The 26,441-nt window shown below is 70.6% G+C and carries 36 protein-coding genes and 1 pseudogene; 29 read left to right on the top strand and 8 right to left on the bottom strand.

Features of this window, described 5'->3' with window-relative positions; translation table 11 throughout:
- Positions 1 to 66 precede the first annotated feature (66 nt).
- From J7E93_RS37995 to J7E93_RS06555, 24 genes and pseudogenes are all read left to right on the top strand, one after another.
- Positions 67 to 2,682 (top strand): DNA translocase FtsK, encoded by a 2,616-nt coding sequence (locus tag J7E93_RS37995; protein WP_215066364.1) that lies wholly within the window; start codon positions 67 to 69, stop codon positions 2,680 to 2,682.
- Positions 2,683 to 2,874: 192 nt separating this feature from the next.
- Entirely contained in the window at positions 2,875 to 3,969 is a 1,095-nt protein-coding gene (locus J7E93_RS06665) for a hypothetical protein (protein WP_215066361.1), read from the top strand.
- Between the two features lie 190 nt (positions 3,970 to 4,159).
- A complete protein-coding gene (locus tag J7E93_RS06660) occupies positions 4,160 to 4,972 on the top strand; it encodes a DUF4097 family beta strand repeat-containing protein (RefSeq protein WP_215066359.1) in 813 nt (270 codons plus the stop codon).
- Between the two features lie 103 nt (positions 4,973 to 5,075).
- Positions 5,076 to 5,639: a hypothetical protein gene (locus J7E93_RS06655; RefSeq protein WP_215066357.1), complete on the top strand. Its 564-nt coding sequence runs from the start codon at positions 5,076 to 5,078 to the stop codon at positions 5,637 to 5,639.
- A gap of 123 nt (positions 5,640 to 5,762) precedes the next feature.
- Positions 5,763 to 6,011 (top strand): hypothetical protein, encoded by a 249-nt coding sequence (locus J7E93_RS06650; protein WP_215066355.1) that lies wholly within the window; start codon positions 5,763 to 5,765, stop codon positions 6,009 to 6,011.
- 89 nt (positions 6,012 to 6,100) lie between these two features.
- A complete protein-coding gene (locus J7E93_RS06645) occupies positions 6,101 to 6,340 on the top strand; it encodes a hypothetical protein (protein ID WP_215066353.1) in 240 nt (79 codons plus the stop codon).
- Positions 6,341 to 6,396: 56 nt separating this feature from the next.
- The gene (locus tag J7E93_RS06640; protein WP_215066351.1) at positions 6,397 to 6,591 is read left to right on the top strand and encodes a hypothetical protein; all 195 of its coding nucleotides are present in this window, start codon (positions 6,397 to 6,399) and stop codon (positions 6,589 to 6,591) included.
- A gap of 114 nt (positions 6,592 to 6,705) precedes the next feature.
- Complete coding sequence (locus tag J7E93_RS06635) at positions 6,706 to 7,380, top strand: hypothetical protein (protein ID WP_215066348.1); 675 nt, start codon at positions 6,706 to 6,708, stop codon at positions 7,378 to 7,380.
- 37 nt (positions 7,381 to 7,417) lie between these two features.
- Positions 7,418 to 7,957, top strand: coding sequence for a hypothetical protein (locus J7E93_RS06630; RefSeq protein WP_215066346.1), 540 nt, complete (start codon positions 7,418 to 7,420; stop codon positions 7,955 to 7,957).
- A gap of 22 nt (positions 7,958 to 7,979) precedes the next feature.
- A complete protein-coding gene (locus J7E93_RS06625) occupies positions 7,980 to 8,588 on the top strand; it encodes a hypothetical protein (protein WP_215066345.1) in 609 nt (202 codons plus the stop codon).
- Positions 8,589 to 8,691: 103 nt separating this feature from the next.
- Complete coding sequence (locus tag J7E93_RS06620; RefSeq protein ID WP_215066343.1) at positions 8,692 to 9,363, top strand: hypothetical protein; 672 nt, start codon at positions 8,692 to 8,694, stop codon at positions 9,361 to 9,363.
- On the top strand, positions 9,363 to 9,635 hold the full coding sequence (locus tag J7E93_RS06615; RefSeq protein ID WP_215066341.1) for a hypothetical protein: 273 nt from the start codon (positions 9,363 to 9,365) through the stop codon (positions 9,633 to 9,635). Before J7E93_RS06620 ends, J7E93_RS06615 begins: the two co-directional genes overlap by 1 nt.
- Before the next feature lie 359 nt (positions 9,636 to 9,994).
- On the top strand, positions 9,995 to 10,483 hold the full coding sequence (locus J7E93_RS06610; RefSeq protein WP_215066339.1) for a hypothetical protein: 489 nt from the start codon (positions 9,995 to 9,997) through the stop codon (positions 10,481 to 10,483).
- Positions 10,480 to 10,689, top strand: a complete 210-nt coding sequence (locus J7E93_RS06605; RefSeq protein ID WP_215066337.1) for a hypothetical protein — start codon at positions 10,480 to 10,482, stop codon at positions 10,687 to 10,689. The genes J7E93_RS06610 and J7E93_RS06605 overlap by 4 nt, the downstream gene beginning before the upstream one ends.
- Entirely contained in the window at positions 10,686 to 10,961 is a 276-nt protein-coding gene (locus J7E93_RS36820; RefSeq protein ID WP_215066335.1) for a WhiB family transcriptional regulator, read from the top strand. The genes J7E93_RS06605 and J7E93_RS36820 overlap by 4 nt, the downstream gene beginning before the upstream one ends.
- Positions 10,958 to 11,542, top strand: coding sequence for a histone-like nucleoid-structuring protein Lsr2 (locus tag J7E93_RS06595; protein WP_215066333.1), 585 nt, complete (start codon positions 10,958 to 10,960; stop codon positions 11,540 to 11,542). The genes J7E93_RS36820 and J7E93_RS06595 overlap by 4 nt, the downstream gene beginning before the upstream one ends.
- 3 nt (positions 11,543 to 11,545) lie before the next feature.
- Positions 11,546 to 12,046, top strand: a complete 501-nt coding sequence (locus tag J7E93_RS06590; RefSeq protein WP_215066331.1) for a hypothetical protein — start codon at positions 11,546 to 11,548, stop codon at positions 12,044 to 12,046.
- Between the two features lie 3 nt (positions 12,047 to 12,049).
- Entirely contained in the window at positions 12,050 to 12,535 is a 486-nt protein-coding gene (locus J7E93_RS06585) for a hypothetical protein (protein WP_215066329.1), read from the top strand.
- Positions 12,535 to 12,777 (top strand): hypothetical protein, encoded by a 243-nt coding sequence (locus tag J7E93_RS06580; RefSeq protein ID WP_215066327.1) that lies wholly within the window; start codon positions 12,535 to 12,537, stop codon positions 12,775 to 12,777. The genes J7E93_RS06585 and J7E93_RS06580 overlap by 1 nt, the downstream gene beginning before the upstream one ends.
- Positions 12,778 to 12,796: 19 nt before the next feature.
- Positions 12,797 to 13,933 carry a DNA polymerase III subunit beta gene (dnaN, locus tag J7E93_RS06575; protein ID WP_215066325.1) on the top strand — a complete coding sequence of 379 codons (1,137 nt, stop codon included), beginning with the start codon at positions 12,797 to 12,799 and terminating at the stop codon, positions 13,931 to 13,933.
- Positions 13,934 to 14,017: 84 nt separating this feature from the next.
- The gene (locus J7E93_RS06570; RefSeq protein WP_215066323.1) at positions 14,018 to 14,698 is read left to right on the top strand and encodes a hypothetical protein; all 681 of its coding nucleotides are present in this window, start codon (positions 14,018 to 14,020) and stop codon (positions 14,696 to 14,698) included.
- A 72-nt stretch (positions 14,699 to 14,770) separates the two neighbouring features.
- Entirely contained in the window at positions 14,771 to 15,085 is a 315-nt protein-coding gene (locus J7E93_RS06565; RefSeq protein ID WP_215066321.1) for a hypothetical protein, read from the top strand.
- A gap of 82 nt (positions 15,086 to 15,167) precedes the next feature.
- A pseudogene (locus tag J7E93_RS36815) lies at positions 15,168 to 15,456 on the top strand (hypothetical protein); the annotation flags it as partial.
- 513 nt (positions 15,457 to 15,969) lie between these two features.
- The gene (locus tag J7E93_RS06555) at positions 15,970 to 16,878 is read left to right on the top strand and encodes an RNA ligase family protein (protein ID WP_308367950.1); all 909 of its coding nucleotides are present in this window, start codon (positions 15,970 to 15,972) and stop codon (positions 16,876 to 16,878) included.
- A 353-nt stretch (positions 16,879 to 17,231) separates the two neighbouring features.
- Here J7E93_RS06555 and J7E93_RS06550 read toward each other — a convergent pair whose 3' ends face one another.
- Together J7E93_RS06550 and J7E93_RS06545 are read right to left on the bottom strand one after the other, a co-directional pair.
- Positions 17,232 to 18,041, bottom strand: coding sequence for a leucine-rich repeat domain-containing protein (locus J7E93_RS06550; RefSeq protein ID WP_251066143.1), 810 nt, complete (start codon positions 18,039 to 18,041; stop codon positions 17,232 to 17,234).
- Entirely contained in the window at positions 18,038 to 18,592 is a 555-nt protein-coding gene (locus J7E93_RS06545) for a hypothetical protein (protein WP_215066318.1), read from the bottom strand. Before J7E93_RS06545 ends, J7E93_RS06550 begins: the two co-directional genes overlap by 4 nt.
- A 214-nt stretch (positions 18,593 to 18,806) precedes the next feature.
- Between J7E93_RS06545 and J7E93_RS06540 the strand changes: the two genes are divergently transcribed.
- Positions 18,807 to 19,421 (top strand): nuclease-related domain-containing protein, encoded by a 615-nt coding sequence (locus J7E93_RS06540; RefSeq protein WP_215066316.1) that lies wholly within the window; start codon positions 18,807 to 18,809, stop codon positions 19,419 to 19,421.
- A gap of 28 nt (positions 19,422 to 19,449) precedes the next feature.
- Here J7E93_RS06540 and J7E93_RS06535 read toward each other — a convergent pair whose 3' ends face one another.
- On the bottom strand, positions 19,450 to 20,091 hold the full coding sequence (locus tag J7E93_RS06535) for a hypothetical protein (RefSeq protein WP_215066315.1): 642 nt from the start codon (positions 20,089 to 20,091) through the stop codon (positions 19,450 to 19,452).
- 238 nt (positions 20,092 to 20,329) lie between these two features.
- Between J7E93_RS06535 and J7E93_RS06530 the strand changes: the two genes are divergently transcribed.
- Complete coding sequence (locus tag J7E93_RS06530) at positions 20,330 to 20,689, top strand: hypothetical protein (RefSeq protein ID WP_215066313.1); 360 nt, start codon at positions 20,330 to 20,332, stop codon at positions 20,687 to 20,689.
- 10 nt (positions 20,690 to 20,699) lie between these two features.
- Positions 20,700 to 21,074: a DUF6233 domain-containing protein gene (locus J7E93_RS06525; RefSeq protein ID WP_215066311.1), complete on the top strand. Its 375-nt coding sequence runs from the start codon at positions 20,700 to 20,702 to the stop codon at positions 21,072 to 21,074.
- Here J7E93_RS06525 and J7E93_RS06520 read toward each other — a convergent pair.
- The 4 genes from J7E93_RS06520 to J7E93_RS06505 form a co-directional block, all read right to left on the bottom strand.
- Positions 21,071 to 22,003: a Ku protein gene (locus tag J7E93_RS06520; RefSeq protein ID WP_215066309.1), complete on the bottom strand. Its 933-nt coding sequence runs from the start codon at positions 22,001 to 22,003 to the stop codon at positions 21,071 to 21,073. The two genes, J7E93_RS06525 and J7E93_RS06520, sit on opposite strands and share 4 nt — an antisense overlap.
- 130 nt (positions 22,004 to 22,133) lie before the next feature.
- Complete coding sequence (gene lexA, locus J7E93_RS06515) at positions 22,134 to 22,820, bottom strand: transcriptional repressor LexA (protein ID WP_215066307.1); 687 nt, start codon at positions 22,818 to 22,820, stop codon at positions 22,134 to 22,136.
- A 125-nt stretch (positions 22,821 to 22,945) separates the two neighbouring features.
- Complete coding sequence (locus J7E93_RS06510) at positions 22,946 to 23,203, bottom strand: hypothetical protein (RefSeq protein WP_215066305.1); 258 nt, start codon at positions 23,201 to 23,203, stop codon at positions 22,946 to 22,948.
- 315 nt (positions 23,204 to 23,518) lie between these two features.
- Positions 23,519 to 24,301 (bottom strand): hypothetical protein, encoded by a 783-nt coding sequence (locus J7E93_RS06505; RefSeq protein ID WP_215066303.1) that lies wholly within the window; start codon positions 24,299 to 24,301, stop codon positions 23,519 to 23,521.
- Positions 24,302 to 24,652: 351 nt separating this feature from the next.
- Here J7E93_RS06505 and J7E93_RS36810 point away from each other — a divergent pair, with 351 nt between their 5' ends.
- Positions 24,653 to 25,282, top strand: a complete 630-nt coding sequence (locus tag J7E93_RS36810; protein ID WP_251066141.1) for a transposase — start codon at positions 24,653 to 24,655, stop codon at positions 25,280 to 25,282.
- Between the two features lie 80 nt (positions 25,283 to 25,362).
- Positions 25,363 to 25,866 carry a transposase gene (locus tag J7E93_RS38285; protein WP_374105361.1) on the top strand — a complete coding sequence of 168 codons (504 nt, stop codon included), beginning with the start codon at positions 25,363 to 25,365 and terminating at the stop codon, positions 25,864 to 25,866.
- A 28-nt stretch (positions 25,867 to 25,894) separates the two neighbouring features.
- Here the strand turns inward: J7E93_RS38285 and J7E93_RS06490 are convergent, their stop codons facing one another.
- Positions 25,895 to 26,326 carry a hypothetical protein gene (locus J7E93_RS06490; RefSeq protein ID WP_215066301.1) on the bottom strand — a complete coding sequence of 144 codons (432 nt, stop codon included), beginning with the start codon at positions 26,324 to 26,326 and terminating at the stop codon, positions 25,895 to 25,897.
- Positions 26,327 to 26,441: the final 115 nt, after the last annotated feature.

Raw genomic sequence — 26,441 nt, 5'->3', positions numbered from 1 at the left:
GTCTCTACCGACCAAAGCGAAGCCCGGCACCCGTCTCGCGCCCACCCCAAAGGAGGCGTGACCAGCATGACCGAGATCGACACCACGACGGAAATCGGCAGCGGTGCCCTTGACCGGAAGCTGCTGTGGGAGGCCGCCGAGCTGCTCGTCTCCACCCAGTTCGGCTCCATGTCCATGCTCCAGCGCAAGCTGCGCATCGGGTGGGAGCAGGCCGGCCGCGTAATGGACGCGCTGGAGACGCTCGGCGTCGTCGGCGAGGACCAGGGCTCGAAGGCCCGCGAGGTGCGGATCAAGCTGGTCGAGGACCTGGACGTGGTCTATGAGGCGCTGTACGGGGACGGTCCGACCGCCACGGTGACCGTGCTTCCGTCGGCCCGTCAGGCCGAGGCGGCGCCGGTCGACTTCGCCAAGCCGACCGAGTCGAGCGGCCCCGTGGCGCCGGCCGAGCCGGTCGACGAGCCGGAGCCCGAGCACGGCCGCCTGGTGGAGGGCACCGTCTACACCGCCGACGAGTGGGTGCTGCGCCCCGACCCCGAGGGCGACCGCCCCTGGATCAACCCCGCGCTGTGCACCCCGGAAGGCCGCAAGGCCCGGGCCCGCTACATCGGCCGGCAGGCCCGGCGGCGGGCGCGCAAGGCCGCCGCCCGGCAGCGCACCGTCCACGGCTTCGTGCCGCGTGTCTTCCGCGGCGAGAAGCGGATGCGTGCCTGGGTCGTCGGGGTCGAGGGTGCCAAGGCCCGCGCGGACGTCAACCTCGCCCTGGCCACCGTGAAGGAGGCCGACCGTGCCGCGCGCCGCGCCGGCCGCGCCCTCATGCAGCGCGACAAGAAGCGGGCCGCGGCCCAGGCGCTGCAGCTGGAGGCCGGCAAGCAGCTGGTCGTCGCGCAGAGCGCGAAGAAGCACGCGCAGAAGGTCGTCGCCATCCGCGCCGGCGTCACCTACGGCCCGCTGATCGTGGCCGACGCGGCGGCCTACGGCTTCGCGGACGTGTGGGGCTTCCTTGGCGCCCTGGTGCTCAATCTCGCCGGCGCCTCCTGGCTGGGCCGCGATGTCGAAGTGACCGAGGAGGAGATGGAGAAGCTGGAGCAGATCGAGGCCGGCGTTCCCCAGCAGGTCAGCGTCGGCATGACCCCGCGGATGTTCGAGCAGATGATGCGCCAGGCCCTGACCGAGGACCTGAAGCTCACGCTCTCCGCGCTGCGGGTCGACCCGCACGCGTGGGGCTTTGAGATCCACGTCTGGCTGGAGCGGATGAGCCCGGAGAAGATCTCCGCCGGGCTGGACCTGCTGGAGGCCTGCCTGCCCGGCGTGCGCACCGGCAGCATCCTGCTGCAGCAGTCAGCCCAGTCCCGCAATTACTGCGTCATTCGCGTGCCGGGCGACAACCCCTGGCAGGCCGTTCCCGAACTCCCCTACCGCGCACCCCAATCTCTTTCCACCAACGACATTCACAAGGCCCAGATCGGCGCCGACATGGCCGGCCGCCCCCTGGCCCTGCCGATGTGCCGGACCAACGTCAACATCGTCGGCAAGAGCCGGTCGGGAAAGTCCACGCTTCTGCGGGCCGTTCTCGACGCGCTCACCGCGACCGAGGACCAGATCATCATCGGCATCGACCTGGGCAGCGCCGGATCCGGTTTCGGTGGCTTGCGGCACGCGATGCACGTGGTGGCCACCACCCCGGAGCAGGCGTACCGGGCGTTGCGGTGGGCGCTGGACATCGGCAAGGGCCGCCCCGCGCTGTTCGACCGCCTCGGCATGGGCGAGAACTGGGTCACCTCCCGCAAGCGGCCCGGCATCAAGGTCATCGTCGACGAGTTCCCCGCCCTGGTCCGCGAGAGCCGCAAGGGCTACTACGACGAAGAGGCCAAGCGGCAGGTTCCCTGGGACCTGGACGGCATGCTCGCCGAGCTCGCGATCACGTCCGCCAAGAGCGACGTCACGGAGGCCATCGCTGGGCAGGGCGTCACGAAGGAGAAGATCAAGGACAACACGTGGCTCACTGAGCTGCCCGTCCAGGTGCTCGCCGCCTGCGACAAGGACGACGTCGTCCAGATCCTCGGCGACGGCATGCTCGCTCAGGGCTGGCGCGCCGACCGGCTCGTGCCCGCCATGGGTGCACAGCTCAACGACGCCTCCGTGGCGTACGTGATGGCCGGCAGCGCCTACTGCGAGCCCATCCCGTACCGCGCCTGCTACGCCACCGACGACGAGCTGCTGCGCCGCGGCAAGGAGCGGGCGAAGGCCGGCCTGGTCGACATCGACCCCGAGTCCGCGAAGCTCAGCAGCATCACGCTGAAGCAGCTGATGGACGCGAGCGCCGAGATGTACACCACCGGGGGAGACGCGCAGGACACCGTCCCTCAGCTGATCACCTCCATCCGGCACGTCTACGCGGCGCTCAGCGACCCGAGCGGCCTGCAGCTGGAGGAGATCGCCGCCGGCCTCGGCCAGGTCGACCCCGACCGCTGGGACCTCGCCGCCTTCGACGGCGACGACGCCGCCGCGCGGGAGACGGCCCGCGCCGCCGCGCTCAAGGCGGCGATCAAGGCGGTGCTCGCCCCGGCCGGCAAGTCCTGGACGACCGACAGCTACCGGCGCCCCGGCGAGAAGAACACGGTCAAGGGCTACTGCCTGCGGCACCTCAAGAAGATCACCGGCGAGGACGGGGACGGCTCCTGACCGACCGGAACACGTCAGGAACATGCAGGTCAGGGGCCCGGAACAGCTCGAGAACACGGGCGGAACACCTCGAGAGATCGGGAACAGTGTTCCGCCGCCGGGCCCCCGTTCCGGCAGCGTTCCCCCGCTCTGACCTGCAGGTTCCTCCCCGTTCCCGCCCGTTCCCCGCCCGAAAGATCACGGGAGTCCGTTATGACCTTCAACCCGCTGCGGCCCAACGACCCGGCCGCCGGTTACTACCGGATCGCTGCCGAGCGCCGATTCATGTACCTCCGGCAGGACCCGGCCCACACCCTCCGCACCGTCTGGCAGACCCTCCCCGTCACCTGCCCGATCTGCGCCGCCGACACCGGCCTCACCCTCTTCCATGAGCGCGGCGCCCAGGACGTCGTCCAGGTCCTCTGCCCGGCCGGCCACCTCTGGCCCGAACCCCTCGTCGACCCCGACCACTTCCGCACCTACGCCGAACTCCACGGCTACGTCGACACCCAGCCCGAGGCGCTGTGGATCATCGACGCCGGATTCGGCGAGGAACCGCCGCCCCCGATCGACTACGCCGCCGAGATCACCGCCGCCACCAAGTACGTCGCCAAGTACGCCACGCGCAAGGCCAAGACCCGGATCAGGCGCGCAGTGCGCAAGCCGATCCGCAAGGCGAAGAAGAAGGCGCTCGACCTCGCCTTCACCCCCGTCTCCGCCGTCCTGCGCGGCGCCTGGACGCTCCAGGCCGGCGGCGTGCCCGCAGACTCGCCGAAGACCGCGAAGTCGGCCGCCGCGACGGGCGGCAAGGCACCCAAGGGGGAGCCCGAGCTGAAGATCCCCTCGGTCGCCAGGTACCGCAAGGCCTACGGCATGGAGGCCCCCAAAAAGGGCCCGGCCTGCCTGGTCTGCGAGGACTCCGGCAGCATCACCGCGCCCGGCATTAGCATCACCTGCACCGAGTGCGCCGGCCCCGTCGCCGCAGCCATGGCGGCCGCCGAACGCAAGGCCGAACGGGCCCGCTCCGGCAACACTCCGCCGCAGCGCCGCGCCCCGGCCTCCGGCGCCAGCGCGAGGGGGAAGAACGGCGGCCGCGGCGGCGCCGGTCAGGCCGTCACGGTCCACGGGGACAGCAGCCAGCCCATCCGTGTCAACGCCACCGGACCCGGCGTCCCACTCCTCGCCGACCAGGCCGCCGCAGTCAGAGACGCGGTCAGCTCGGCCGCCTCCCGCAACTCCGGCGGCGTCCACGTCGCTGGCACGAACAACGCCCCCATCGTCAGCGTGACCCGTGACGGCAGTGCCTGATCGGGCTAACCGACAGCGACCTGACCAGCCGAAACACAAGAAACCCGAACTCGATGTATGCATACTCTTGAAATGAATACTCGGAGTCTGCATTATTGAGGTGTCGCAAGCACCCGGGGCGGCCGCCAGGTCGCCAACTCAGCCGGCCGCCCCGGGCCTTCCAACCCGCACCCAACGAGGAGAAGCAGAAGTGACGCAGAAGAATCGCACCGCGGCCCATGCCGGAGCCATCGAGCTGGACGTCAAGGTCTCAGGCGGCCGCATCAACGTCACGGTCGACCCGAAGGCCACTCAGGCCCAGGTCACCGTCCACACCACCGACGTCGAGGGCCCGACCGCCGACGCGGTCACGAACACCACCTTCACCGAGAACGGCACCAAGCTCCGCGTGGTCGTCCCCGACGACGACACCAACGGCGGCACGGTGTTCAGCGCCGGTGGCAGCGTCTTCAGCTTCGGCGGCAACAGCGTGGTCGTCGGCAGCAGCAGCGGCGTGGTCATCAGCGGCGGCGACATCACCATCGGCGGTCGCAGGATCGTCTCCGGCGGACGAGTCGTCGCCGACCAGGGCACCGTCGTCTCCGGCAGCGGCACCATCACCGTCGACGTCACCGTCCCGGCCGGATCCTCCCTCGCGGTCAACACCAAGAACGCCGAGACGACCGTCCGGGGGGACCTGAAGAACCTGCGGCTCGACGCCCGCAACGGCTCCGTCCAGGCCGGAGGCGTCGAGAGCCTGGAGGCCGAGACCCACAACGGCTCCGTCCTGGTCGACCGCGTCGACACCGACATGGAGGCCAGCACCCACAACGGCTCCATCACCATCGGCGCCTACAACGGCCAGCGCGGCTCCGCCCGCACCCACAACGGTGACGTCACCATCAGCGCGACCCCGGCCTCCAGCGGCAGGCTCGCCGCCCGCACCCACAACGGCAACATCCGCGTTCGGGGCGCCGGTCACCTGGACCTGAAGACCTCCACCCACAACGGCCGCGTCTGGTAGCACCCATCCCCCCGGGGGCGGCCGCCAGGTCGCCAAGTTCAGCCGGCCGCCCCGGGCCTCCCGACCCGCAGCCCGCAGCACCACGCCCCTGAAGGAGCAGCAGATGGCAGACATCTCCGCCGAGGCCGGCCAGTCGCCCACCGCCGGCACCGCCCGCCGCCTCACCACCCGCGCCCTGAAGCGAGTTCGCCGGCTCACCGACCCGGTCGCCAGCGCCGCCCTCCTGGTCATGGTCGGCCTGTGGCTCACCCACACCGGCCCGGCCTGGCTCACCACCGCCAGCGACTGGACGGTCCTGCTCTACGCCGTCGCCGTCCTCGGCATCAAGACCACGACCGACGCGGTCGTCGAGTACGTCATCGAGCTGATCGACCCCGACCGCTGGGACGGCGACATCACGTACGAGCTCGCCGAGGGCCTGACCCAGCTGCGCGCCGACATCGACAACGGCGCCGACATCGACGACGTCCTGGACAGCTTCCGTGCCAGCAACCTGGTGCCCGAACTGCTCTCTACGCTGCGGAACCTGGCCGCCGAGTACGCCGCCCGCGGCGACGACGACGAGAACCAGCGGCTGCTCGCCGCCGTCCTGCACCTGCGCAACGCCGACAAGAACATCGGCTACGGCCACGACCAGATCGCCGCGCTCAAGGGCGGCGGCAAGTAGCTACGCCCCGGGGACGGCGGCCAGGTCGCCAAACTCAGCCCACCGCCCCCGGGCCTCCCAACCCGCTCCAACCGGAGCAGGGGGCCGGAACCATCGTCCCTCATAACCGCGAGGAGCAGAAACATGACCCCCCGATCCGACGAGATCGCGAAGGCCCGCGAGGACCTGAAGAAGACGCTCGCCGCCGCCAAGGCCAGGCGGGACAAGATCTTCGAAGAGACCGAGAAGGTCCGCGAGGCCGCAGAGGCCGAGATGTGGAAGACGGTCAAGACCGAGCTGGACGGCGCGTACCACGGTGCTCGCACCGACGCCACCGAAGTCCTCGGCGTCACCCGCGACTACATCCTCAAGCAAACCAAGAAGTACAGCTAACGCAACCCGCCCCGGGGCCGGCCGCCAGGTCGCCAAACTCAGCCGGCCGCCCCCGGGCCTCCCGACCCGACCAGTACGAGGAGTAAGCCATGGGCCTGCGCGACCGCCTCCGCTCCGCCGCGTACGACGCGATGACGAACTCGGACGGCTCGCCCGCCGGCGCCCGCCGCGCCAGCCAGGCCGCCTCCCTGCTCGCCTCCACGGCCGCCGACCACAGCACCGTCGCCGCCGCAGCCATCGCCGGACTCGGCGCCGTAGCCGTCGCGGCCGAGGGCGCACTGTCCAACTACGTCTACCCGCCCGGCGACTACGCCTCCTTCACCGAGTAGACCCCCCTCCCGCCCCGCCACCCCAAGACCCGTCAACCACTGATCAGGAGAGCGACATGTTCAAGGCAGGCGACGAGGTACGGATCAACTCCTGCGAAGACGACCCCCGCGCGGTCGGCAAGACCGGCCGCATCGTGGACGAGGTCCCGCCGGGCCCGCTCACTGCCGGCAGGTGGACGGTGAACGGGATCAGCCTCTTCATCAGCCCCGTCCTGTGCCACACCCACGAGCTGCGCAAGACCGGCCGGTGACCACCCGCTGACACCCGCTCCTCCCGGGGCCGGCCGCCAGGTCGCCAACCACTCAGCCGCCCGCCCCGCGGACCTCCCCCAACCCGCCCCGTGCCCAGACAGGAAGGCCTCGCCATGCCCGCCTCCGCGACCGCGACCGCTCCGCGGACCTTCTGGTCCGAAGCGGCCCTCGCCGCAGCAGTCGACGCAGCCTTCGCCGAAGCGCTCGCCGAGGAACTGGCCGCCGCACTCGCCGACGCCGCACCGGCCAGGCCCGCCATCGTCCTCCCGGACACCGACACCCTCATCCGCCAGGCCGGCATCGTCACCGGGCCGTGCCCGCCCGACCCGTGCACCCCCTCCGCCACCGGCCGCTTCCTGAAGAAGGCGTCGATCATCGCCGCCCGGGCCGCCTGGTGGCTGCTCAAGCACACAACCCTCTGCGCCGGCGTCCTGCTGGTCGGGGCCCTGCGCGTCACCTGGCACCTCGCTGCCGAACGCCGGCCGAGTCCCGACCGGGCCATCGCCCCAGCCGACTTCCTGGAAGCCACGTCCGAGCACATCAAGACCCGCGGCTGGACGCAGTTCGTCATGGAGTCCCGCCGAGGCGTGTGCATCCTCGGAGCCGAGCGCGACCTGATCCGCTCCGGGACCGGCACCCGCGCCACCGCCTCCGAGGCCAACGGCCACCTGCTCGCCGTCACCGGCTCCCGCTCGGTCCCCGGCTGGAACGACCAGCTCACTCGCACCGAGGCGCAGGTCCACCAGGCGCTCCTGGTCGCCGCCGCCCGCGCCCGCGCCGCCCGCTGACCATCCAACTCCCGCTTCGTATCCGGAAGGCCTCGTCATGCTCACGGTCACCAGCGACAGCGTCTCCTACTTTCAGCGCCGCCTCGTCAAGCACACCGAGTCCATCGCCCCCGACGCCGCGCGTCTCGTCGCCGGCCGCTTCGGCGCCCTGCCCCCGGTGCAGCTCGTTGTGGTCGGCGACCTCAACCGCTGGTCGGCCCTCACGGCCGACATCGAACTCGCCCTTGTCCCCGGCGTGTCCGACCGGATCCAGGCCGCGCACCGGCGCGAGTGCCGCCGAGGCCGGCGCAGCAGGTACGGCATCACCGTGCTCGGCCCGAACGGCGTGGTCATCCCCATCAACCTGCGCAAGGCCCGCACCGAGACCGACATCAACGCCACCGTCGTCCACGAGCTCACCCACGCCCACCAGCTCGGCAACACCCAGGCCCGCGCCCATCACATCGCGTACCTGCGGTACTGCTGGGACGTCGAGAAGCTGCCGCGCCGACAGGTCAAGCAGTACGAGCGGCTCATCGACCGCCGCGAGGTCGAAGCCCACGGCGCCGAATCCCTCGCCTCCCACCTCCCCGCCTGATCAGCCGGAAGGAGTGACGACCATGCGCATCCGACTCCCCTGGATGACCCGCACCGACCGCGCCCGCTGGCGCGCCGCCCGCTCCATCGCCGACCTCGCCGGCCTGACCGCCCGCTGGCTCGAAGGCGAGGTCACCTCCCATCCCAGCTGCGCCACGCCCAACTACGGGCCCGACGAGGAACCCGCGCACCTGGTACCGGTCCTCGCGGCCGCCAACCGTGCCGGCTACCTCACCGACAACTCCCAGCCCGGCCTCATCGAGCTCGGCAGCGACGGAGTCCTGTGGGAGCAGCGGGCCGCCGTGACCGGCTGGATCGACCGGAACAACCAGCAGATGGTGCGCCGCATCACGACCGCCGCGCGGGACGCCGGGCTGCTGGTGTGCGTCGACCGGCCCGGCACCGAAGTCCCCGTCACGAAGGTCGACGGGCAGGACTACACGGTCTTCGGTGCGGTCCTCCCGGAGTATCTGCCCGTCCTGTGGCCGGCACCTCTTATCGACCGCGACCTCTTCGCCACGCTTGCGAACGCCACCGCGGTCACCCTCGTCGACCTCCGGTACGGCCGGGACAGCCTCCTCTGGCCTGTCCTTGCCGAAGCCGTCGGGTCCGAGGTCACACCCCACGCCTGACCTGTCCATCGGCCGTGACGTCCGGTTCGCAAGCTGGCCCGGACGACGCGGGGGGTCGGGCAGCCCGGCACCCATCAGGACCATCAAATGAAGGGAACACACCGTGTTCGTACGATTCCGTTCAACCCCGAAGGCCCGCCCCGCTCTCTTCGCCACCCCCGATGAACTGGCCAGTTACACCGCCGGCCTCCGCGTCCTCGCCGACGACCTCGACGCTGGCCACCCGCTCGCCCTCGGCATGGTGGAGGACGGCGACTTCTTCACCCAGTCCATCGTCCGCTACCCCACCGACCCGTTGCGAGACGAGCTGCGCACGTCGTCAGCAGGCCAGGGGTCCAGCACCTCCGCAGAGCCCAGCTGGCTCGCCGACATCCGCGACCAGAGCCACAACGACAACGTCGCCCGGCTGCTCACCCACGTCAAGGAGCTTCAGCAGCGGCTGGAGCGCGCTGAGGCCGCCTTCCCCGGCATCACCCACCTCGCCGCAGACGAGCCCGCTGACCTCACCATCTACCGGGCCGAAGACGACCGCGCCGGGCTGCCCCTCGGCCTCTACACCAGCCGCGAGGCCGCCCGCAACCACGCATCCGACATGGCCGGCCGGGACGGCGAGCGGACCGGCTGGATCGAGGCCTGGATCCCCGACTCCGGCGACACCGAGGCCATCGAGGAGCTCGTCCTGTTCCACCCCGCCAGCGACGACGAACACCCCACCCAGTACACCGTCGTCCCGGTGCCCCTCAGCCCCGCCTACGACCCGGAGGCCGAGGAGTGATGGGCCACCGCACCGTGTGGGAGATCGACGTCCCCATAGAGCACCGGCAGGACAAGACCCGCAAGGGCGTCCACGTCTTCACCGGCCTGGCCGAGAACAGCAGCGACGCCATCGCCTCAGCCCTGCGCGCCTGCGAGATCGCCCAGCTGCACGCCATGTCCGGCCAGCCGATCCCCGCCGGCACCAGCCGCGTCGACTGGTCCGCCCGCGGACTGCGCCCCGACTGGGAGCTGTGCTGGGACCGCGCCGAGAAGAAGCAGATCGTCCTGTGACTACGCCCCGGGGCGGCCGCACAAGGCCTGAGAAACCGCCGGCCGCCCCGGGCCCCTCACCCCGCAGCAGCGGAGAAGGAGAAACCCCATCATGCACGCCCCGACCGTCCGGCCGAAGACCACGCAGCGCACCACCGCCGCGATCATGCGCGCCATCGCCCGCCGCAGCCCCCGCCTGAGCACCATCCCGGAGTCCGTCTGCGAGCGCGAGCAGTGCTTCGTCGCCTGGACCACTGCTGGAACTGCGGCATGCCCGCCACCCTCCGCAGCACCCGGCGCGGCTCCGCCCTCCAGCGGCTCCTGGCCGCCGTCGACGCCCACACCCCCCGCCCCCGCAACTCCCGGAAGGCGGCCCTGGCATGAGCACCCTGAAGTCCCTTAACCACCTCATCGGCGCCCAGGCGCTGGGCGACCACCTCACCGCCGCCGTCCAGGACCTCGTCGGCCGCGAGCAGCTCGACCGCGCTGATGCCTACCAGCGGATCACCGACGCGGCCGACGCCGGCGACCCGGCCGTCCTCGCCGCCACCCGACAGATCTGGGTCCGCCGCGACGACGTCGACCCCGAAGAGGCCCCCGCCCGGCGGCTGTACGTCCTGGAGCGCACCCACACCGGCGTCTTCGTCACTTTCGCCGACATCGACCAGGCCGCCGACGACACCGACGACGGCGAACACGCCAACGTCGTCCCGGAACTGCTCCCGTACAACGACCACTCCCTCGGCGCCGAGCTGCCGGTCGAGGTGCTCGAGATGTACCGGCTCGAGGCATGGGAGCCGTTCGAACTGCTGCTGCCGACCGTGGGCGGCATCGACAACGTCCGGCCGCAGGGGGAGCGCAAGTCATGACCACCGCCCCGCCCCGCCCGAGCGTGACCGCCTGCCGCCAGTGCGCCGGCCGCCCGGCCGCCGTGCTTCAGACCGTCTTCGCCAGCAGGCACGACAACACCCGCATCGCCGACCACCTGGCCGCCGAGCTCGGCGACGGCGCCCACACCCACGCCGACCGCGACGGCGACATGCACGTGGTCCGCCCGATCGGAACCACGTCGTGAGCGGCCGCCTCGCCCCCTTCCCCCGGTTCACCGGTGCCGAGCCCTGCCAGGCCCCGGACTCCGACCCCGACTGGTGGACCAGCGACGACTCCAACGACCGAGCCGCTGCTCAACTGGCCTGCCGCCGCTGCCCGACCCGCGAGGCGTGCCTGGCCTGGGCCATCGACCACCCGACCGACGCCGGCGACGCCATCTGGGCCGGCACCACCCGCACCCGGCGCTCCCAGCTGTGCCGCGAATTCACCACCACCGCCCCGAAGGAGCCGAAGTGAACGACGCCTACCGTGCCGCCATCGTCGACATGCTGAACAACGGCGCCACCGCCGACGACATCCGCGCGCAGCTGCCCGACGCGACCGTGGGCGAGATCGCCGCCATCGCCGAGACCGAAGGACTGACCCGAGCCCACACCAAGGCCGGAGCCTCCACGATCCCGGACGTCGACCCGCAACTGGCGCACGCTCTGGCCGCCCTGGCCTGGGGCGAGAACAGCCACACCGCTCGCATCCGCAACCTGGCGGCCCGCACCCGCGCCGGCCTGACCGAGCTGCAGCAGCTGAAGCGCGACGCTTCCGCGATCGAGGCGGCCGAGAAGGAAGTCGCCGAGGCGACCCAGACCCTGACCAAGGCCCAGGCCAAGCTGCGGCGCCTGAAGAACGGCGGCAAGGCGACGAAGCCGGCCGCCAGCGGTCAGTCGCTGGGCGACAAGCGCCGACGTGGCGAGATCCGGGCCTGGGCCCGCGCCCAGGGGATGGCCGTCTCGCAGGTCGGCTCCATCTCCAAGGACGTCATGGACGCCTGGAACAACCGGGACGGCAAGGCGGCCGTCCCCGCGCAGCGCCAGGCCGGGTAACCGATGGCCGCCTTACCCGCCGACGCGGACGGCGGCCAGCCGCTCACCGGTACGGGGCGGGTCACCCTGCTTCGTACCGGCGGCGGCGCCGGCTTCGGCGCGTACGCGCTGCTCTACACCACGCGGCCGGTGCCCGGCGGGGGAGTGGAGGCGATCGTCGCCGCCGCCCGCCCCGAGGACCCCGACCCGGTCTGGGAGCTCAACCGGCCCCAGAGGTACGGACCCCCGGCCAGGGAAAAGCGGCCGCTGATGCGCTGGGCGGCCGCCTTGGAGACCGACCGGCGCAAATCCGAGAGTCAGGCCGCCTACGACCAGCGCCTCGCCCAGGCCCTGATCCGCATCGGCCACAACGCCCGCAGCATCCCACCGCCCGGACTGGTCGACCTCCCGCTCGCCACCTGGGAGATCACCACCGAGTACCTGATTCACCTTGCCGCCCGACACCTCGGCCACACCGTCGCCCGGATCGGCCGCCTGGTCGCCATCGAACCGAAGGAGGAATGACCGATGCCGATCCGACCGGAGAACAAGGACCGATACCCCGGCGACTGGCCGGCCATCTCCCTCGCCGCGAAGGAAGCCGCGGGCTGGCGCTGCGCCTGCACCGGCCAGTGCGGCCGTGGCACCCACCCGGGCCGCTGCCCCAACCGGCACGGCCAGGCCGCCTACGGCACCGGCACGACCGTCGTCCTGACCACCGCCCACCTCAACCACCAGCCCGAGGACGTCCGCCCGGACAACCTGGTCGTGATGTGCGCCGGCTGCCACCTCCACCACGACCGGGCCCACCACCGCGTCACCGCCGCGCTCACCCGCGCCGCCGACCTGGCCGCCGCCGGGCAGCTCGCCCTCGAAGCGGTCGTCGACCTGGCCGTGCCGACCGAGCCGGCCCTGCCGCCCGCCCTCCCCGCCGCCCCCGCGACCGTGCACGACGAGCCGCTGCCCTTCTTCACCCACTCCAACAGCACCGAGACCACGGAGGTCCACCCCTGATGGCCAGCATCACCGCCACCATCAAGCCCGTCCACGCCGACGGAACCGTCTGCACCCACAAGGTCACCACCACTGGCAAGCCCAAGGAAGCCGGCTGCACCGGCCGGGACGCCTACGTCGCCACCTGCTCCGCCTGCACCTGGACCGACAAGAGCGGCACCCGGGCCGCGCTGGAGTACGTCCGCGACACCCACCTGCGCAGCCACCTCACCACGCCCGCCCCTGCCACCGTCTCCGCCTGAGATAAGGACACCGACACCCATGAAGCTCCGCCTCGAACACGCCCCGTTCGCCGCCGCCGTCGCCGACGCAGCCCGCGCCCTGCCCGGCCGGCCGCCCGCGCCCGTCCTCGCCGGCCTCAAGCTGGAGGCCGCCGCCGGGCAGCTGACCGTCGCCGCGTTCGACTACGAGGTGTCCGCTCAGGCCACCCTGGCCGCCGACATCACGAAGGCCGGCAGCGTCCTGGTCCCCGGCCGCCTGCTGTCCGACATCACCCGCACCGTCAAAGGCAAGAACCCGGTCGACCTCGAACTGGTCGGCCCCCGGCTCGTCCTGACCTCCGGCAGCACCCGCTACACCCTGCACACCCTGCCGCTGGAGGAGTACCCGAGCCTGCCCAAGCTCGGCGACGCCTCCGGCACCGCCACCGGCCGCGACTTCGCCCACGCCGTCGCCCAGGTCGCCTCCGCCGCCGGCCGCGACGACACCCTGCCCCTCCTGACCGGCATCCACCTCACCGTCGCCGACGGCAAGCTCACCCTCGCGGCCACCGACCGCTACCGCTTCGCCGTCCGCAGCATCGACTTCACGTCCACCAGCGACATGACCGAAGGCCAGGCAGTCATCCCCGCCAAGGCCCTGCTCGACTCCGCCAAGATGCTCGCCGATGCCGAACAGGTCGAGCTCGCCCTGCCCACCAGCCAGGGCGTCTTCGGCATGGCCGGCCCCTCACGCAGCACCACGATGCGCGCTCTGGAAGGCCAGCTGCCCGACTACAAGAACCTGTGGCCCACCGAGTTCGAAGCCACCGCCGTCGTCGACAGCGAGGAACTCACCGCGGCCGTCAAGCGCGTCGCCCTCGTCGCCGAGCGCGGCCAGCCCGTCCAGCTCCACTTCAGCCAGGGCGCCCTCTCGCTGACCGCCGGCAGCAGCGACGACGCACAGGCCCGTGACCGGATCGACGCCGACTTCGACACCGTGACCGGTGCCCCGCTCGCCATCGCCTTCAACCCTGCCTTCCTGCTGGACGGCCTCGCCGCCATCGACGCCGACGCCATCAAGTTCGCGATCGTCGCCCCGACCAAGCCCGCCCTGATCACCGGCGCCAACAAGAACGGCGACGACCTGGGCGACGACGCGCTCGACTACCTGCTCATGCCGATCCGGCTCTCCAGCTGACACCGCCCCGGGGCGGCCGCCAGGTCGCCACGCTCAGCCGGCCGCCCCGGGCCTCCCACCCACCACCGAGACCAAGGGACCAGCGTGACCATCACCGACCACCCCCCGATCGCCGACACAGCCCCGCCCGCCTACTGCCCCGCCCCGTCCATCCCGCGGCTGCTGACCGAATTGGTACAGGAAGAGTTCTGGACCCGGTATGCCACCGTCCGCGGCGACACCGAGGCCTTCCACCCCGACTACGTCGCCGACCGGCGCCGTACCGTGCTGCTGCTGCGCGCCGTCATCGCCGACCTGGTCGCCCTCGCCGACGCGGCCGACGGCCACCACGGCGCCCAGGCCGCGGCTGCCGCGAACGCCCTGCGCCGCGCCGACTGGCTGATGCCGCTGCCGGCCGAGGCCGCGCGCACCTGGCTGCGCGGTCAGTACCAGCAGCACCTCGAGGACGACAGCCCGCACCCGCCGAACTGCCCCGGCGGCTGCCAGGGATCGGGCTGGGTCATCGAGCCGGTCATCTGGCAGAACGACGGCATCCCCGTCCACGCCGAGCCCGTCATCTGCCTGCGCGGGGAAGACGACGACCCGCACGCCGCCGACTGCATCGGATGCCGCGGCACCGGCAGGAAGTACGACGCCGAGCGCAGCGAGTACACCCTCTGCAGCGCCTACACGCCCGATCTGGCGTACGAGCCCGCCACCGCCCACCACGCCAGCGATCCCTGGAGCAGCGCGGCCGGCGGCTACAGCGACGAACCCCCGTTCTGACAGAGCCCTCGCCCTGTCGGCGACCGCCGGGCCGGCCAGCAACCGGCCGGCCCGTCCCGTCCGGAGAGACTCATGAGCCTTCTGCCCCGCACCGTCTACGTCGTGGGCTGCGACAACTGCGGCGCCACCTACTGCGCACAGGGCCCCGACGAGGACAGCGACTTCGAACTCACCCTGCCCACACCCCAGCTGGATCCGGCCTGGGCCCGGCGCATGACCTCCGAGGGCTGGATCGCCACCACCCGGCACCTGTGCCCCGAGTGCGTCACAGCCCGCGGTAACGCGTTCGTGGAACGCCTCGAGCTCGAGCGCACCAAGTCCCCCTCTTCGACCTCCCCGTCCCCCGCCCCGCCCAGCGCGAAGGAACCGACCCGTCATGACCTTTGAGCAGCAGCTGCGCGACTAGCACGCCGCCGCCCTCCTCACCCACACCAGCCAGATCACCGACGGCGCCACCGCGGCCGCTGTACTGCGCTCGCTGCCGGTCCAGTACCCGTCGGACCGGCCCACCGTCGTCTGCCTGTGCGGCTCCACCCGCTTCTGGGACGAGCTCGCCGAGACCAACCTCCGCGAGACCGCCGCCGGCCGCATCGTCCTCGCCCCCGGCTGCGACATGAAGAAGCCGCACCGGCTGTGGACGACCCGCCGCGCGCCGAGGAACTCAAGCAGCAGCTGGACTACCTCCACCGGGCGACTCCACGCGCGCCGGGATCGCCTTCGCCCGCCAACTCGGCCGGCCGATCCGCTACACCGACCCGTTCGGATACGCCGTCGTTCTCACCCGGCCCGGCCTCGACCCGGTCCGCCTCGGCCCGTACGAGAAGGAGCGCCAGGCGGAGCAGATGGCTGGCGCCCTCCGCTACCAGATGCGGCACACCCAGCACATCGAAGGGACCGTCATCGACGTCGGCGACTACCGCCCCGAGCTTGAACACCTGGACGCGCGCGTCCCGTCCGCGCCGTACGCGCTCGCCGAGGTGATGGACGACGACGAAGGCGGCGACGGCACCGGCTGCAACTCCCGGACCTCTACACCCGCCTGGCTGCCCAGGAAGGTCACGAACGAGCCTCCGGGGCCTGGTCCAAGGCCTGCAACGTCTACGACTACCTGCGCCACGGCCCGGACGGAGACCAGTAACCCCCTGCTGCAGGCGCGGCCGGCTCCACCCTCGGACGCGCCCGCTGGTCTTTACGGCGTAAAGAATCGGCGGCGCCAGGACGCGCCGACCGCAAGGCACCTACTCCGCCGCAGACGTTGTGATGCTCGGCCGGTGAGCACCCCCCAGCCTCTGCGGCCCCCGCTGCCCATCGCGCTCGCCTCGATCGTCCGCACGCTGCCGCGAGGACCAGGCCTCGCCTACGAGCCGAAGCTGGATGGAATCAGAATGCTGCTCTTCCGCCTGGACGACGGCGTCGTCCTGCAGACGCGCCGCAACAACATCGTCACACCCAACTGGCCTGACCTCGCACGCGCCGCGCAGGCGCTGCCCGTCGGCACCGTCCTGGACGGCGAGGCCGTCATCTGGAGGGAAGGCCGCATGGACTTCCCCGCGGTCCTCCAGTGCTCCAGCTCCGCCGCTGCCCGCGCCGCCCAGCTCGCCGCGCAACGACCCGCCTCTTACGGCGCCTTCGACATCCTGGCCACCGAGGCGGGCGACGTCCGCAGCCTGCCCTGCGAGCGGCGCCGCGCGCTGCTCGAGCAGGTACTCGCCAACGTAGGCCCGCCGCTGCAGGCGGTCCTGGTGACCCGCGACCTCGACCAGGCCCAGCTGTGGCATGACCTGCTACCTGAAGCCGCCGGCACCGAAGGGCTCGTCATCAAACGCCTGACCCAGAGCTACCCACGCCGCGAGCAGCGCGTCTGGTTCAAACTGCGGCACACCGAGACATCCGACGCCCCCGTGGTCGGCTTCACCGGCCGCTCCGATCGGCCTGCCGCGCTCGTACTCCAGCTTGCTGGCCGCATCCACCCGGCCGTGACCGCGCCGCTTCGACCGCGCTACGCCTGCAGCTCGCCCCTGTGCTGCCCGCCCTCGACGAGCAGGTACAGGCCCGCGCCGGCGAGACGCAGTACACCCGCGTGCGGCCCGGCCTGGTGGCCGAGGTCGAAGAGGGCACCACCCGGCATGCCGTCATGCCCCGGGTGGTTCGTCTGCGGGCCGACGTCTGACCTCGCCTGATCCGACCAACTCCCCCGCCGGGCGGAGGAATTCGATGGAAACCCCTTGCGCGTGTACGTAATTACGTACACTCAACGGATCCGGAGAATCTCCGTGCTCGAAGTCACCCAGGACACCTCTACCAGCCTCACCATCCGGTGGGAACGCTTCGCGATCCTGTGGACCGCCCACACTGTCGGGGACCAGTTCGTTAACGCGGCGTAGGCCGTGTCCACCCTCCCTCGTGTCTCGGTCAGGGGCTGGTGCGTGGTGCTCGCGTTCGGTCATTGGTGTCTCGGTAGTCCAGCGTCAACGCTTCGCTCCGGATTGCATCTCTCGGGGTGATCGTTGCATGACGTCCGGGGCCCGGTCGGTCAGTCCCAATCGGACGGCGGCTGGTCGACTTGGCCCCCCTTGTGCGGCGTGTGGATGTAGTCCTGCGCACCGCTGGGCAGTGCGGCGACGCAAGCCGATGAGCAGGCGTTCACCAGCAGGGGCAATACGTCAGTGGCCATGCGCAGTGAAATCCACATCTGCCGGAGCCCAGCCTGTTCGATCGGACGGTCGCAAACGCTGCATCTGTGGACGGCTGTGGTGCCCCAGCGCCTGGGATCGAGGTCTTCCAGGGCAAGCTCCGTGACGGAGTCCAGGTCAGGCTGCAGGCGGGGGAAAGGCGGTCGCAACTTGTAGTTGCCAAACAGTGCGCGTGTGCTCACCGTGCTGCGGGACAGCTTCTGGCACCGGGTGAGTTCGTAAGGAAGCCAGTGCAACCGGTAAGAGGTGTAGGGCGTGAACTCCTCAAGGCTCGTCATGGCCCCGATCTCGGGCGGTATCCGGACCAGGTTGCTGCCGTAGAGCACGAGGTGCTTGACCATGGTCAGCCGCGCGATGCTCGGAGGCAGGGTGACGATCTGCCGCCGTTCCTCGGGGCTGAGCTCCACGAGAGGGCGGAATTCCTCGCGCCCGTCGGCCGCGGCTTCGTCAATCAGCTCCAGCAGACGCAGCCAGCCCGGGGCGGACGTGTCCTGGCGCTCGGTGTGAAATCCGACCCGGGCTCGGGGATGCGGCCTGGACTGGTCGAAACAGGCGCAAGCATCCTGGCGAATTCCGCGTCGTTCCGGGACCGGATCCGACGTGTCACCCCAGCGGTTCACGTAGAGCTGTGGCTCTCTCTCGCTCGTCATGGCGCAAAGATACGAGGGCGCCGCAGACCCCATGAGGCCATCACGTCGTCTGTGGGGCTCGACCTTGCCGTGACATCAGCGGCGCGGAGGGTGACGACACCAGCAGCGTCGTCACCCTGGTCCACTTCCGAGACTGACACCAGAGTGTTGTCGAACGTGCTCAGCTCGCGACGGAGCCGCTGGAGCTCATCGTCCTTGGCAGCCAGGACAGACAGAAGGAGCCGATGACGCTCCTTGAGCTGGGTGAGCGTGGTGTGGGCGCGGGCAAGTTTGCCGGTGAGCCGCTGGTTGAGGTCCCGCAGTCGGGCGATGCGGGCCTCGCGGGGGTCGGGCCGCTGGCCGGCTGCCCAGACCGCTGCCCGCCGCTTCTCGAACTCGTCCTTGAGGTGGCCCCAGGTCCGGTAGAGAGAGGCGCGGGAGATGCCCGCCTCGCGGGCGAGCGTCTTGACGTCGCAGGCGCCGCCGGGCGGGATCTGCCCGGCCAGCAGCCGGTCGATGGCCGCGCGGATGCGCCGCTCGGTCTGGTCGCGTTGCTGGTGGCTCAGTGCCATGTCATCGGGCCTTTCCGGCTGCCGTGTCGATCTCTTCGAGAACCCGCATGGACCGCTCGTGCTCGGCCCGTAGCCGGGCCTTCTCCGCAGGTGGGATCCGAGGGCTGGCCAGCAGGACGACGCCCGTCGCGGCGGGAGGGCAGGGGCAATGACGGGCGTGGGGAGGTCGGCGGCCGCGCGGGCCGCCGAGTTACGTGCTCAGGGGCGGCGGAGCGTGTGGCGCCGGCTCCTTGCCGCGCTGGGGTTTGGGAAACCCCAGCGCTCCAGGAGTGCAGCCAGGCGGTGGGACATCGGCGCGGAGGGGGGGCAGACCACAGGTCGGCTGCTGGCCGGGCTCGAGGCCTTCGGCTGGCACATACGGCACGACCTGGCGCTCCCCGGCTCGAGGGCGAACCTGGACCATGTCCTGGTCTCGCCGTGCGGTACCGCGCTGGTGGTCCTGGACACGAAGCGGTGGCACCGCGGCCGTACGACGGCGCTGGTGCGCGGGCGGGTGCACCGCGGGGCGGAGGACAGGCACCGGCAGGTGGAGGCAGTGGCGTCGTACGCCCGGCGGGCGGCGGCCGCGCTCGGGATGCCGGCGGGGTCGGTGTGGCCGCTGCTCGTCGTCCACGGCTCACCGGTTGCGGGTGGCCGGCTCGAGGCCCGGGCGCCGGGCTGGAACGGGATCGTGCACGTCCTGGGGCCCGCGCTGCTGGTGCCGACCCTCGCGGCCGCGCCCCGGAAGCGGGCCCGGCGCCCCCCCAGGGTGTCGGGCCCGCTTCGCTGTTTGTGGCTGTCGCTGAATCTGCACGCTACTTGTCGCCGCGAGCGCGCCGCAGATGGCTGAGGCGGATGAGTCGGGCCGTTGCGGGGGCTCAGCGGCGGTCCATCGCGTCGATGAGCTTTCCGAGGTTCCGCACTGCACGATCGGAAGCGCCCTTGGCTGCCAGAGCTCCCAGGATGATGTCCCGCTCCAGTAGCCCTGCGCCGCGAAGGTCCTGCAAGATGCGTTGGGCTTGCTGCTTGCCGAATCGGTCACCGAAGCCGTTGTTCTTGTAGAAGTCCAGCCGGTCGATTGCTGCGGCCAGCTCGGAATCGAGTTGCTCGGGCTGCTCGTCGGGTCGGGTGAGGTCGATGGCGCCGAGTTGGCGCGCCCAGCCTTCGAGTGGGAAGCCGTGGACGCTCTCCACGATGGCCAGCGAAGACCCACGGGCCAGGCTCGCGGCGAAGTCGAGCGTCTTCTCGTCCGGAACGTATGCCAGAACGGGCCCTTTGCCGCGGGCGACACGGTCTCGGGATGCACGCGGTGTGGTGACAGCGTGTTCCGCTGCGAAGCGCCGCAGGGACGGGATGTTCTGTTCCACGCCGAAGGCATTGAGCACGAGCACGCCGCTGGCTCCCTGATCAGCGCATTCTTGCCGAACCCACTCCACAGCCAGATCGGCTGCGATCACCCAATCCCGCTCGGGGTCGTCATCGGGCACCCACGCTGCCCGCAGGATGTTGCTCGCGCTCACCACGTTCGCGGTCCTCTCCACTTCGGGACGGCCGTATGAAAGGCGCGGCCGTACCAGGTCACGCTATCCGTAGCCCCCGACAACCGGTCCCTGCACGAGCGGTGGGACAGATCGCAGGGACTACCCCTGGTGACAACACACGCGAAGTTGTGACGCCTGTCGTGTCTTCGGCTCACCCCGGCCCGTGTGACCGTGGTGCCGCCGAATCCGTTATTCGAACAGGAGTATCATTCTGGTCGTGGCTGAAACCTTCCCGAGTGATCTGATCGACGCCCAGCTCCGCCTGCACCAGGCCCGTGCCGAGTACGCGGGGTTCTGCCGGACCCTGCCGTGGTCCGTCGAGCCTCTGCCGGGCTGGCCCGGGCAGGTGCACCCCTACACCGGGGAGGTCACCGGAGGGCGTGAGCCCAGCCCGGGTTACACCGCAGAGCAGAAGGCGGAGGCGGATCGCCTGTTCACTCTGGTGCGGGACCTGTCGATCGAGGTCTCGGACCACGTGTACTGGGACGGTCTGGGTAAGGACGAGGCCGTGGTGAAGGCCCGTATGGAGCTGAAGCAGCTGGCGATGCCCCCGGCTTCCGTCGACGTCGCAGCGTAGCGAGGCCGTCATGCTGTCGATATCGGAGCGGCTGGAGAAGCAGCGCGCGGTGCTGCAGTGGCTCGAGTACCAGACGGCTCAGACTGCGAAGACGATCCGTGAGCTCGAGGCGCAGGAGAGGGAAGAGCAGCGGCGCCGGGAGGTCGCCCGGCGGGAGCTGGGCTGGAAGATCCAGCCGTCCCGTGCCGAAGAGGGCCAGCCGATGCTGCACCGCGGGAACTGCGGCCAGTACCAGGAGCAGTTCGGCCTGCTTCGCCGCGACGAGGTAGTGATCGCGTTCCAGGAGTTCCCCGCCATGGAGATGTGCGACATCTGTGCACCCTGGGGCAGTCTCGGGATCGACAAGCCGGCCCCGCGGCGTCTGCCGGGCGGCGGCGCCGCTTAGGACGCGCGCTTCCGGGTCGTTTTCTTCGCCGTGGTCTTCTTGGCCGGGGCCTTCTTCGCGGTCGTCTTCTTGGCCGCGGTCTTCTTCTTCGGCTTCGGCATCTCGTGGACGGTGGCGTCCTCGCCGGTGGGTGCGCTGCGGGAGGCCTTGGCCTTGGCGACGGACTCCTCGAGGGCGGCCATCAGGTCGACGAGTTTCCCGGCCGGTGCCGTCTCCTCGCCCTCGACCGGTTTCGGCGCGCGGTGCTCGGCCTTCGCCTCGATGACTTCGGCGAGCGCGTCCCGGTAGTGGTCGACGAGCTCCAGGTCGTCGAGGTGCTCGACGGACATGGTGTCCATCAGGGCGAGTGCGCCCTCGATCTCCTCCTCGGAGAGGTTCGTCTTCTCGGGGGCGGCGGGCTCGGAGGAGCGGATCTCGTCGGGCCAGTGCATCGAGTTCAGCAGGAGCGCGTCGCCCTTGATCCGCAGCATGCCGAGGCGTTCGCGGCCGCGGAGGGCGAACTTGGCGATGGCGACCTTGTCCGTTCGTTCGAGGGCCTTGCGGAGTAGGACGTACGGTTTGGCCGCGACCTGGCCGTCGGCGCTGAGGTAGTAGTTGCCCTCGCCGAGCTGGATGGGGTCGATGCTGTCGCGGTCGACGAACGCGACGATGTCGATCGCTTTTGCGGTCGGTAGCGGCATCTGGGCCAGTTCGGCGTCCGAGATCGGGATGACCTGGTCTTTGGAGACTTCGTAGCCCTTGCCGATCTCGTCCTGGCGCAATTCCTTGCCGTCGATGTCGCACACCTTGCGGTAGCGGATCCGGCCGCCGTCCTCGAGGTGGATCTGGTTGAAGCTGATGCCGTGGGATTCGGTCGCAGGTTCGAGCTTCACGGGGATTGTGACCAGCCCGAAGCTGATGGCTCCGCTCCAGATGGGACGACCGGGCATCGCTACCTCCAGGAGCCCCCCCTGGGGTCTGACCTCAGGCTATGCAGACGGTCTCTGTGATCGCATGCGTTCTGCGGCCGGTCGGCGGCCCTGGCTGAACCGGCGCAGGGCAGGGCGCGCCGACGGTCGGTCAGAGGGAGCGGAGGACGGCGACGACCTTGCCGAGGATGGTTGCGTCGTCGCCGGGGATCGGCTGGTAGGCGGGGTTGTGGGGCATCAGCCAGACCCGGCCGTTCTCGCGGCGCAGGCGCTTCACGGTGGCTTCGCCGTCGAGCATGGCGGCGACGATGTCGCCGTGGTCGGCGGAGTCGGCCTGCCGGACGGTGACGATGTCGCCGTCGCAGATCGCGGCGTCGATCATGCTGTCGCCGACCACCTTCAGCGCGAACAGCCGGCCTTCGCCGACGAGCTGGCGGGGCAGGGGGTAGACGTCCTCGACCGTTTCCTCGGCGAGGATCGGAGTGCCAGCAGCGATCCGGCCGACCAGGGGGACGTCGGCCATGGCCGGCGGGGACGATGTGGGGGCCTGGGGGTAGTCGTCGGTCCAGCGGGCGCGGACGCGGTAGGCGCGGGGACGGTGGGGGTCGCGGTAGAGGACCTGCTTCTTCTCCAACGCGATGAGCTGGTGGGCGACGGACGAGGTGCTGCTGAGCTTGACCGCGGCGCCGATCTCCCGCATGGAGGGCGGGTAGCCCTGGCGGGAGACTTCCCGTTCGATGAACTTGATGATCGCGACTTGGCGGGGCGTGAGGCCGTCGGCATCGACGTGGACACCAGGGGGGCGCCCGGGCCGACCTGCGGTTTCGACAGCGTGCATGTGGTGCTCCCCACTCCCGGGATCTTGCTTGACGTGGACAGTAACCCGCCAAGCCCGACAAAGGGAACACCGTTTCGATAACCGTCTGTACGCGGGCAGGGCGCCGCGAGTGAGGAGCGCTTCGGTCAGGTCACCGTGACGCGCAGGGTGTACGGACGGCCGGTGCTGATAGCTTCGGCCTGCTCGCGGAGGTCGGCGCCGGTGAAGCCGAGCAGGGCCTGGTCGGCGGCGGCGCGCAGGAGCGGCACGATCTCTGCCGGGGGCCGGCCGCGGTGCGTGGCGGCGAGCTCGGCGAACGCCTGATGGTACGGCGTGCCGTACCTCTTGGTGCTGTCGGCCAGCAGCCGGTTCAGATCCTGGCCTTTCACGCTGATCTCGCCCACGGTCCGCTCCCGCGCTTCGGTGGCCGGGCAGGTCCCGGCCCACGTTCACGACGGTAGGAGGAGGGTCTGACATTCAGGCCGCGGCCGGGCATGCACCTGGCCTCCCGTGGGGAGCCGGGAGGCGGTGCGGCCCCGCTACGCGGGCGACGCAGGGCGGGGCCGTGGGGGCAGTCCACTCCGGGGGGAGTCGCATTGCGGAGGACTGCGTACCGCTCACCCTGCCACCCACGCCCCGCGTGCAACAGGGTCGTGCACGAAAGAGTCCTAGGCATATGCCCTGCAGGGGGTGAAGAGGCTCCCGGCATGGCTCGAGGGTCAGGCAGCGGTACGCGGCTCACCAAGTTCGACGCCGCCTCGGCGGGACACCCAGTAGGTTCGCCGACGCGGCGGGAGGAGGTCGTACTGAAGGCTACGCAGGCCAGTTCCCTCAGTGATGTGATGTGGGACGGTCACCCAGACGCTGCCGAGGTTCTCGTGGGGCTGGAGAGGGCAGCCCGTGAGCGTCAGGCTCCATGTGTCCTCGACGCCGTTGTCTCGGTCATCGTGGACGGTGATACTGCCTGTGACGCGGTGGGGGAGTTCCCTGCCAGCTTTGCGAGCCTCGTAGTTCTCGGCGAGTTGCTTGGCGGAGAACGAGCGCTGCAGGTAGACCCGGTGCTCACCCGACGCGCCGGTTGCAGAGTTCTGGGCGGGAACGAGTACCGGTGTCGTGGCGGGGACGGGGCGGTTGTCCTGGTCCTCGATCAAGTCGCCGTCGAAACGGACTTCGACCCGGCGGCCACTGAGATTCTCGACCACGGCCACAGCCTGCAAGACGGTGGGCTCCCATTCCTGATTGGGGAAGTGGAAGTTGTGTCCTCTCGGCCACGGGTTGCACGGCATCCCATGCGCGGTGCCGGCCAGCGGTGGCCAGATCGGCGCTTCCAGACGGACGGTGACGGCCGGCGCTCCGTTGTCCAGTCGGGCACGCGCTGTATCAAGCGCGGCAGTCTGAGCTATGGCGAGTGCTCGCCGGGTGAGTATCGACTGCCAGGCCACGGCGACGAACGCCAAGGCAGTGGCCACGGCGGAGATCGCCGTCCACGCAACTTCGTTCATGAGGAGCGATTGTTGACCTTGGGCCGGTGCCCGTCCAACCCCTCGTGTCGTGGAGTGTGCCCGGCGGTTCGCATCGGCTTCGAGGTGATGGGCGCCGCCGGGCATGCGTCCAGGGTCGCACCTGGCACTGACATTGATGCTGATACTCAGGTTCCGGTGGTCGTGGCTCGGGCACTGACTGACGCCCTGCTGGGTTGTCCTCCGGTTGTTCTGCCCGGCCGCCGGAACCTGTTCTTACGGCTCCGGCCGGGCGGAACATGACCTGATAGGAGCTTGGTCAGAAGCCCCCTTCAATGTCCTGTCTGCGCCACCCGGCCGGTGCCCACCTCCGGTTGGGAAGGCATCATCAGCATGACATCAGAGGTTGCGGAGGACATCGCGGACCAGGATGTGTTCGGCGGGGTCGACTCCCATGCCGACACTCTCCACGTCGCGGTCATCAGCGACAACGGCGGCCATCTCGCGGACGCCGAGTTCACCACCACCGCCGCCGGATACGCCGCAGCCCTGGCCTTCCTGGACGCCCACGGCCACGTGATCGCGATCGGTGTGGAAGGCACCTCCTCCTACGGCGCAGGCTTCACACGCGCCGCCCGCTCGCACGGGCAACGCGTCGTCGAGGTCAACCGGCCCGACCGGGCCGAACGCCGCAGCATCGGCAAGTCCGACCCCATCGACGCCTACGCCGCCGCCCGCGCCGCCCTGTCCGGACGGGCCTCGAGCGCGCCCAAGGACGACACCGTCGCCGGCATACGCGCCCTGCACAACGCAGCCCGCTCCGCCGTCAAGGCCCGCACCGCCGCCCTGAACCAGATCACGCACATCCTCTTCACCGCGCCCGAAGCATCCGCGCCAAATACGGGCAGCTCAAAGCAACCGACCGCACCGACGCCCTGGCCCGGCTGCGGCCGGCAGGGGACGCAGTCCACGCCGCGGTCCTCGCCGCACTCAAGATCCTCGCCCGACGCGTCAAAGAGCTGACCGCCGAGCACGCGGCCCTGACCAAAGCCCTGGACAGCGAGGTCACCGTCCAGAACCCGGGTCTGCGGGCCTCCTACGGAGTGGGCCCCGACACCGCGGCCCAACTGCTGATCACGGCGGGTGGCAACCCCGAACGCATGCGGACCGAAGCTTCCTTCGCCGCCCTCTGCGGAGCCGCACCGGTCCCCGCCTCCAGCGGCCGCACGAACCGGCACCGCCTCTCACGAGGCGGCGACCGGGCCGCCAACGCCGCCCTCTACCGCATCGCCCTGGTCCGGATGTCCAGCGATTCCCGCACCCGCGCATACGTGGCACGACAGACCGCCGCCGGCCGCACGAAGAAGGAGATCATCCGGCTCCTGAAACGGGCCATCGCCCGGGAGGTGTTCCGCTGCCTGACCACCACGGTCACCGTTCCCGGCATCGCCGACCTGCGACCTCTCCGGCAGTCCAAGAACATCACCCTCACCGCCGCCGCACGCCACTTCGGCCTCTGGCCAGCCACCATCTCCACCCTCGAACGAGGAATCCGCCGAGACGACGACCTTGCCCATGCCTACCGCGACTGGCTCACCGCTGCTTGACAGCCAATAGGAGCATCAACGGGTCGGGTCAGGCTGTCCATGTGCCGCGCAGCGCGGCGGTGGTGAAGCCGGGGCCGTAGGCGACGAGGACGCCGTGGGCGCCGGCCGGGGGCGGGTCGGTGTGGGTGCGCTCGAGGACCCGGAGAACCGATACGCCACCGAGGTTGCCTTCTTCGGCGAGGGTGTCGAAGGAGTGGCGGGCGGCGGTGTCGTCGAGGCCGAGGGCGGCCGCGGTGTCGGTGATGATGCGGGGGCTGCCGGGGTGGATGGCGGCGAAGTCGACGGCCTGGTCGGCGCCGAGCCAGTCGAGGACGGTCGGCAGGACGTCGTCGGCAGCGCTCAACGCGGCCTTGGTGGAGTCGAAGTGGAAACCGTCGACGCCGATCCGGCCGGAGTAGCGGTCGACGCTGTTCGGGAGGACGTACTCCAGAGTGTCGTCGGGGAAGTCCGTGTCGGCCATGTCGGAACCATGCCTCTGTTCGAATTTGTGTGGCGAGAAGCTGCTCCGAGGTATGGCCAGAAGTGCAGGCAATGGGTGATGATCCGTCCACCCCCACACAGCACCGCGCACGATC

It is taken from the genome of Streptomyces sp. ISL-36 (genome assembly GCF_018614205.1).
Taxonomy (GTDB): Bacteria; Actinomycetota; Actinomycetes; order Streptomycetales; family Streptomycetaceae; genus Streptomyces.
This window is presented reverse-complemented; position numbering and strand designations above follow the sequence as displayed.